Annotated in this window: 6 protein-coding genes; 1 reads left to right on the forward strand and 5 read right to left on the reverse strand. The window is 53.9% G+C overall.

From position 1 onward, the window contains the following. Positions 1 to 140 precede the first annotated feature (140 nt). From ACR0LN_RS23685 to ACR0LN_RS23700, 4 genes are all read right to left on the reverse strand, one after another. Positions 141 to 941, reverse strand: coding sequence for a SphA family protein (locus tag ACR0LN_RS23685; protein ID WP_480433187.1), 801 nt, complete (start codon positions 939 to 941; stop codon positions 141 to 143). Positions 942 to 1126: 185 nt separating this feature from the next. After that, on the reverse strand, positions 1127 to 1306 hold the full coding sequence (locus ACR0LN_RS23690; RefSeq protein ID WP_480433189.1) for a hypothetical protein: 180 nt from the start codon (positions 1304 to 1306) through the stop codon (positions 1127 to 1129). Positions 1307 to 1386: 80 nt separating this feature from the next. Further along, entirely contained in the window at positions 1387 to 3303 is a 1917-nt protein-coding gene (locus ACR0LN_RS23695) for a DUF3604 domain-containing protein (protein WP_480433191.1), read from the reverse strand. A 10-nt stretch (positions 3304 to 3313) separates the two neighbouring features. After that, a complete protein-coding gene (locus ACR0LN_RS23700; RefSeq protein ID WP_480433192.1) occupies positions 3314 to 5209 on the reverse strand; it encodes a DUF3604 domain-containing protein in 1896 nt (631 codons plus the stop codon). Between the two features lie 138 nt (positions 5210 to 5347). On the opposite strand from ACR0LN_RS23700, the gene ACR0LN_RS23705 reads away from it, so the two are divergent. Next, positions 5348 to 6031 carry a Crp/Fnr family transcriptional regulator gene (locus tag ACR0LN_RS23705; protein ID WP_480433194.1) on the forward strand — a complete coding sequence of 228 codons (684 nt, stop codon included), beginning with the start codon at positions 5348 to 5350 and terminating at the stop codon, positions 6029 to 6031. 254 nt (positions 6032 to 6285) lie between these two features. On the opposite strand, the gene ACR0LN_RS23710 is transcribed toward ACR0LN_RS23705, so the two are convergent. Continuing rightward, on the reverse strand, positions 6286 to 6771 hold the full coding sequence (locus ACR0LN_RS23710) for a RidA family protein (RefSeq protein WP_480433196.1): 486 nt from the start codon (positions 6769 to 6771) through the stop codon (positions 6286 to 6288). Between the last annotated feature and the right edge of the window lie 194 nt (positions 6772 to 6965).

A 6965-nucleotide genomic window follows, 5' to 3' on the forward strand; every position in this document is an offset into this window, starting at 1 on the left:
AGAAAAACGGGATGAAGGAAAGACGGCAGCCTATTGAGGCTGTATCCTGCAAGCGCCCAAACGGCAACTTCTTCAACACTATCCGGACAAAACAGCCATTGGCTAGATGGCTTTAAAAGCCAAAAGGCGCACGCACCTCTTCAGAATGCCAACGAAATTGCTAATGTGAAAACATCGCTTTCCAAACGCCGTTTTGCGCCGAATTCGGTAACGTATTTGGCTTTCAAACTGACGTCCCCGCCAAAGAGCTGGCCTCCACTATAGACAATCATCGGACCCGCTCCGTACACACGCGCTTTCAGACTGTTTGTCCCGAGAAAGGCTTTAGTAAAATCTGCGCCGTCTCCGCTGTCGTCATCGAGTTGTTGATAGGCATACCCTGTGACGCCGAAACCCCATCCAGAACGAATGCGTTGCACGATTGCAGCTTCAAGCTGGACGGCTGGGGCAGTCTGGTAGTCTGTGTCGTCGTTCTTGGTGCTGAAAAGTAAACTGGCGGCTCCCGACACCTCGAAACCTGTTTCGGGGTTTAAATATGTAGTTGCAACAGTTGGTTGGAACGACCAAACATTCTTGCCGACAGACACAGCTTCAACACTTCTGGACTGAACATCGATACTCGCAGTGTTGTACTCACCTGTTGGCGCATAGACCGTAAATGCGGCACTGTAGTACAAGTTACCTTCGTTCCAACCAAGAAGGCCGGTCACGCTTAGATCACCAACGCCGGATGTACTGTCGTCAATTTGTGCACCTTCGATGGGAGGGCTGACTGCCGTGTATGAAAGACCTACGTCAGGAAATGGTATGGTGAGGTTGAACGCCGGTTGGCCACCCCAAAGCTGTGAATCAAACGACTGGGTCCAGCCCACGCGATAAAGGTTCAGATCCACTGACGCGTTGGCGCGAATGGGTAAGCCACCCACGCTGAGCGCATCCACGTTACCGTCCAACCGATCATATGTGAAAGACAGATATGTTCCCGGCGGTGGGACTATGCCCGCTAGCGTGTCTCGGGTCCCTAGAAAGTAGGCGCCAGATCCGCCTTCTACCGCGTGAACTTTTACAGCGGTAAATGATGCCCCCAAAACGGAAAGCGTGAAGGCAAAGAAGCGACAGTAAGAGTTCAATCTGAGACCTTCTTCTTTGCGTCTTTGGCTTTGCCGTCCACACCAGTCACGTCGCGCGCAGTTTCAGCCGCTCCGCAGCGGTTGCCCACACCAACAGTGGCTTTCATAGCCGCGCCCTTTGCTGCTTTGCTTACAGTGCAGTTTGGGTCGACGGCGTCTTTCGCTTTGCTCGTCACTTTGTTTTCCGCGCTTGCAACAGCGGCACTCAGGCAAACAACCAAGATTAATGCAGTTTTTCTCATGAAACTTTTCCCTCTCAGTTTGGCGTGTACCAAATCGGCGATGTATAGGCGCGTTCTTGCGTGATCAGCGGCACATCAGAGGGCATGTCGATGTCGAACCGAACGGCGTCATAGGCTGTCCAGCGCGGCGTGGGGATTTCTATTACGCGGGCGTAGTAAAAGGCAGAAAGCGAGGGATCAAAATCAGGGTCTTCCCAGACTGTTCCAAGTTCTGGTGATCCGATGGTGTTTGTCCATGAGGGAATGCTCAGATCAACCGTGTTGCCAACGACAGGCAGTTTACCGTCCGCGCCGGGTACGCGTCCATCAGACCAAGCGACATCATACACCTTCTCTTGCTGTTCACCATTTGCATCGAGCCAGCCTTTGACAATCTGGATGCGATCAAGGTTCGCGCCCATCGGGTCTCGCAGTGCGTAGACAAGGAAGGACGGAGGCCCGTCTCCCGGCCGCAGGTCAGAACCCATTGCCACACCTTTCGAGTAGCCGATCTGAGCAAGGTTGCGGCGCTGTGCGTCGATTTCGTCAAAGTCCCATCCGCCAAAGAGGCGCACGCGCATGCGAGGTCCCGTCGTGGCATATGTTTCGCGACGATGCATGCCGTCCCAAATCGCTTTGCGACTGTTCTCTGTTGCCCAAACTGCTGTCAGGCCGGACGCTTGAAACATCGAGCCAAGAACAGCAGGTGAACCGTCCGGAAATCTTGCTCCGACGCCTTCAAATCGTTCAGCAGAAGGTTCTTCTGCCGGAAACTTCCCAAAGAAGTTCTCTTCTTCGTAAGCCGTCAGGCCAGTATGCGTGTCTGTCGCTCCGACCAATCCGTATTTGAATGGGTTCGCACCGAGTTCGGCTTCCAACAGCAAGCCGCGTTTCAGTCCGGATCGGGTGTAGTCGCCCGGAAGCATGTCGGGAGTTTTGCGTTCAGTGGCATCGCCTGTTCCAAAGTCCCATGTTTCAAAATCTGCGAACTCGTCATCAGGAGACAACATTGGATGCGTTTCGCCATCCCCTTTGAACTGGGTCGTTTCGTAGATACGCTCCCACTTTTGCCGGGTTTCGGCGTAAGCCTGATCCAACGGTTCACCACCTGCAAAGTCGTCTCTGAGCGGAAACATCCAGCCATTTGATATGTTCCCGTTGTGAGGAATGGCGAGAACGCGACCGCCAGTTTTACTTTCGTAGTTTTCAAGCCACTTCCACAGATCGCGGGGATCGTTCGACCCAATAGGAGGCGTGGTTGTGTACGGCACGATTTGCAACGTTCGTTCTGGGCCATCTCGGAAGATCACGTTGCGATGAAGCGTTCTTCCGGCTTCGAAAGAGGTCCACTCGTATGCTGCGAATGTGGTGAATATTCCGGGGTTGTTGAACTCTTCCGAAGCTTCGACAATGCTTTGCCAGACGTCTGCGAAAGCTGGATTGCCCGGTTGGTAGTTCAACGCTTCTGACAATTCGCCAGAACCAAATGTGCGCGTCATCATGCGTGCAGTGTCGACGCGTGTCCTTGGATCGGGTGAATTGAATCCCTCGTGGAACATTCGCCCTTGTTCGTCAGCGAGAACATGCGGCGCGCCCTTAATGACGTCCGCGATTGCGCCCATTGCATCCGAGTGATCGGTAATCATGTAAAAATCAAGCGGTCGGGAAAGCTGCACTGGCTGCCCGGTGTTCGACGTCACCTGCTCACCGCGCGCAAAGCGGTAGGCATCCCTCGGCATCAAGCGCGTCCCAGCACCCCCCGCGTCGCCGGACAAGGCCGTGTGCACATGCGTATCGCCAAAGTAGACATTGGTCGGAAAACCTCGGTTTGCATATGGGGAATAAGCAGGTCCCTGCAGAACACCTTCAGCATTGTCAGAAACGAAACTGTCTTGCGCTGACGCTACTGTGACCAAAAGAGTAATCGAAGCAGACAGAAAAAACGTTTTCATTTTTGGATCCTTAGCTCGGTGTGTACCAAATCGGCGAAGTGTAAGCCCGCTCCTGAATATGAAGCGGAGTGCCTTCCGGAATATCCACGCCAAAGATGACGCTGTCATAGGTCGTCCAGCGTGGCGTCGGTATCTCGATGGCGCGAACGTAGTAGAATGCGGATTGGGCGGGGTCGAAGTCGGGGTCTTCCCAAAATGCAGATAGGATCGCCTGACCGATGTCATTGGTCCAAGTTGCGTTTTCCGTGTCCACTGTGTTTCCAACAGCGCCGTCGCATCCGCTATCGAGCAATGCACGCCCTCCGCAAGCGACATCGAATACCTGTTCGCTTGTCGTTCCGTCAGCGTTGAGCCAGCCCTTCACAACCTGCACCCGGTCAAGATTGGCGCCATCCGGATCACGCAGTGCCCGAATGAGCAATCGCGGCGCACGACCGTCCCCACTACCCAGTTCACCACCCATGGGAACACCATTTAAGTAGCCGTGCGCCGCGAAGTCTGATCGAGGAAGGTCAGATTCTTCAAAATCATATCCGCCGAAGACGCGTACCCGGAGGCGCGAGCCGGTCGTGGCGTAAACTTCACGCCTTTTTAGTGCGTCCCAGATGCCTTCCCGCGTATTTTCGGTCGCCCAGACGGCTGCAATACCTGCAGCGGACGCCTGCGAACTGACAATATCGTCGGTTGGGTCTTCAGGGGTCAGCATACCGACGATGGGCTCAGCAAAACGAATGGGATCATTGCTGGGCTCAAACGCTGACACCTTGCCGAAGTAGTTGTCTTCTTGTGCGGTGGACAAGCCTGTGTGGCTGTCGGTCGAGCCAATGATCCCAAACTTGAATGGGTTCACGCCAAGCTCAGCTTCATAGGCGATGCCCCGCTTGAACGTTTCGCGGGCATATTCGCGCGGCAGCATTTCCGGTGTTTTTCGCTCAGGTCCAAAGCTGCCGGTATCCCATTTCTCGTAGTCAGCAAAGCCGTCATCTGGCGATAGCATCGGATGCGTCTCACCATCGCCTTTCATCTGTGTGACTTCGTAGATGGGTTCCCATCTTTGGCGGCGCTCGGCGTATTCTGCTGTCAATGGCTCGCCAGACAGTGTTACGTCGTCGAACATCAGGCCGTTGGAAAGATTGCCGTTGTGAGGAATAGCGAGGAGCCTGCCGCCGGTTGCATCCTCGTACGCCTGCATCCAATCCCAGAGGTCTTCGGGATCGACCGTGTCAAAAGAGGACAGCGGCACGATCTGATCCGCTTTGTCCTTGCCGTCGCGGAAGATGATGTTGCGATGCAGGTTGTTTCCACCCGGTGCGGAGGTCCATTCAAAGCCGATCATTGCCGTGAACAAACCGGGCTGATTGTGTTGTTCCGCCGCTGACGTCGCCATGCCCCAATAGCTTTCAGCCAGCCCAGTGCCTGCCATCGGATCAGGCGCTCCCGGCGTTGCGACTGGCTCAAACCACTTCACATAGGCAGCGCGCGTCGAGTCCATCGTTTTGGGGGCGTAGACGTCTACCATTTCGCGACCCCATGCATTCTTCAGCATGATCGGATCGTTGGTTTCGAGAGCAACTGGCAGTCCGAGGTTTTCCGCGTGATCCGTAACGACAAGCCAATCCAAAGGGCGCTTGAGCCGAGCTGGAACACCAAGAGAAGAAACCACCTTTTCACCCTTGGCAAAACGGTAGGCGTCGTCCGGCGTCAGCGACGCAAGTGCAAGACCTGCATCTGCCGATAGTGCCGTATGCAGATGTGTGTCTCCGAAGTAGACTTGATCAGGGAAATCGTCTCCGGTGTAGGGTGAATATTTCGCGCTTTCGGACGGCAGAGCGAGAAAGGGTGTTTCCTGAGCAATCGCGGATGACCCAAGAAGAATTGCGAGTGTTGTTGTAATTGACTGTTTCATGCAAACTTCCATTCGCTTTCGTTGCTAAAATGCGAGTTACAACTGGGACGCGTCCCTCAAGGCTTCACAAAATCAATAATCTTTTGACGACGCTAACGACCTGTGATGCATAATACTGTCCCGAGGGGGACAATTGGCATGAAAATGGAAGCAGACGTTTTTGCGGCGCGTTGGCTGAGCGGCGTTTCGAAAGAATCGATCAACAAACTCAAGCGGCTAACTGAGTTTCAAACCTTTGACGTCGGAGACACACTTTATGCGCTTGGTGGTCCCCAGAAATGGCTGTGGTCCATCGTGGGAGGACAAGTCCAGATTCGCGTTGCTTTCATAGAAACCGAGCCTGTCCTCGCTCACATCTACCACGCAGGTGCATGGTTTGGAGAGTCGGAACTTATTAACGGCGTTGACGGGTTGATCGAAGTGAAAGCGACTGAGCCAACGAAGGCTGTACGTATTGCCTATTCACCGTTTCGCCGCCTTGCAGACGAACGACCCGAACTTTGGCAAGCTTTTGCCCTACTGGCTTCAATGAACCAACTGCTGGCGATGTCTGCCGCCAACGATCTAACACTCACAAGGCCAAGACAGCGCATTGCTGCCACGCTTCTGCGCCTGAGCGGACAACGCGGCAATATACAAGGATCAGGAACCGCGAATGAAATCAGGGTCAGCCAACAAGACCTTGCAAACTTGGCGAACATCGCTCGTTCGAAGGCGTCCATTCACTTGAACGCACTGGCGCAGAGCGGACTCATTGAAACTAGCTATGGTCGCTTCGGGCTTCTGGACCCTGAGGGCCTCAACAAAGTAATTGAGGAATAATCGGACTTGCAGCTGCTTATCTCGCGCATTTCGGCCCCCTCTAAGCTGGCGCGCGATATTGCTTGGAGAAAGGCAGCTTCGGGCTCAAGGCAGTCATCAGAGTCTTTCAGTCGGATGACGGCTTAGGATCGGATAGCGGTCATTGTTGGTGGTCACTCCGAGGAATATCGCCTGAAGGTCTGCATTGAACGGCAGCGGCCGTTCGCTGAAATCTGCTGAACGTCTGCCAAGCGGACAAAGCCGTCGCAGGCCTGTCAGGCAGAGATCATAACTTCGCCCTCAATTTCCATTGCGAAACCGAGCGGCAGTCCAGACACACCGATAGCAGAACGCGCATGGCGACCGATGTCTGGGCCGAACACCTCAATGATCAAATCGCTAAAGCCATTTACCACAACATGTTGATCCGAGTATCCGGGCGCAGATGTCACCATACCAAAGACGCGGACCCATCCAACAATTCTTGATAGCTCGCCTATTTCTGCTTTCAGGTTAGCCAGTACCGTTAGTGCTACTTCGCGGGCCTCAGCATACGCTTGATCCGTAGTAATTTCGGCTCCGACAACTCCAAAGGGCCCGGCCAGACTACCATCCATTGCGTTTTTTGGGTGACCTGAGAAAAGTGCTCGGTCACCTCTGACATTAACAAATTCGAAGGGTATGTGCAGGCCATCCGGTAACTTGGTAGGCGCAGGCAATTTCAAGCCCAATTTTTCAAGCCTGCTTTCTGGCGTCGACATAGTAATCCCTCCAACTAATGCATGACCTGCAAGCTAGGCGGAAAGAACACCAATGTCATCTTCAGGCTCGGAGCAGACGTTCGCAGAATTCATTGAATGTCTGCTTTGCGGAGATAGTGTTGAAAAAGTCCGTTGATTGGTTTGCCTGTCGCTGATTCACTCGATTTTGAGAGTGGAGGTGCGGTGATGATGGG

Source organism: Ruegeria sp. AA6, from assembly GCF_056542865.1.

What these genes read in the sequence shown, in the direction of transcription:
- ACR0LN_RS23695 (WP_480433191.1), bottom strand. Translation starts at nt 3,303, where the DNA reads ATGAAAACGTTTTTTCTGTCTGCTTCGATTACTCTTTTGGTCACAGTA.
- ACR0LN_RS23700 (WP_480433192.1), bottom strand. Translation starts at nt 5,209, where the DNA reads ATGAAACAGTCAATTACAACAACACTCGCAATTCTTCTTGGGTCATCC.
- ACR0LN_RS23705 (WP_480433194.1), top strand. Translation starts at nt 5,348, where the DNA reads ATGAAAATGGAAGCAGACGTTTTTGCGGCGCGTTGGCTGAGCGGCGTT.
- ACR0LN_RS23710 (WP_480433196.1), bottom strand. Translation starts at nt 6,771, where the DNA reads ATGTCGACGCCAGAAAGCAGGCTTGAAAAATTGGGCTTGAAATTGCCT.